This window comes from Mycobacterium sp. ACS4331, from assembly GCF_001667265.1.
Lineage (GTDB): Bacteria > Actinomycetota > Actinomycetes > Mycobacteriales > Mycobacteriaceae > Mycobacterium.
The window spans coordinates 1-574 of sequence record NZ_LZHW01000088.1; the positions used below are offsets into that span (position 1 = coordinate 1).

General features: G+C 57.5%; 1 protein-coding gene. It reads left to right on the forward strand.

Translation table 11 applies throughout. From position 1 onward, the window contains the following. On the forward strand, positions 1 to 574 hold a 574-nt coding region (locus A5727_RS20975), incomplete at both ends, for an MMPL family transporter (protein WP_157521490.1).

The following is a 574-nucleotide window of genomic DNA, read 5'->3' on the forward strand; positions in this document are numbered from 1 at the left end:
CCCCGATCGAGCACACCTCGATCCCGTTCCAGATCAGCATGCAGGGCACCACGCAGCGGATGAACGAGAAGTACCAGCAGGACATGATGGCCAACATGCTCAAGCAGGCCGATGACATGCAGACGACCATCAACACGATGGAGAAGATGCAGAGCATCACCGTGCAGATGGCCGACACCACCCACAGCATGGTCACCAAGATGAAGAACATGACTGTGGACATCGCCGAACTGCGGGACCACATCAGCGATTTCGACGACTTCCTGCGACCCATCCGGAACTACCTCTACTGGGAACCGCACTGCTACAACATCCCGGTCTGCTGGTCGATCCGGTCGATCTTCGACACCCTCGACGGCATCGACACCATGACCGACGACATCCAGCAGTTGATGCCGGACATGGAGCGGTTGGACAGCCTCATGCCGCAGATGGTCGCGCTCATGCCTTCGATGATCGAGACCATGAAGAACATGAAGACCTACATGCTCACGATGTATCAGACGCAGAAGGGCATGCAGGACCAGATGTCGGCCATGCAGGAGAACTCGACTGCCATGGGCCAGGCCTTCGA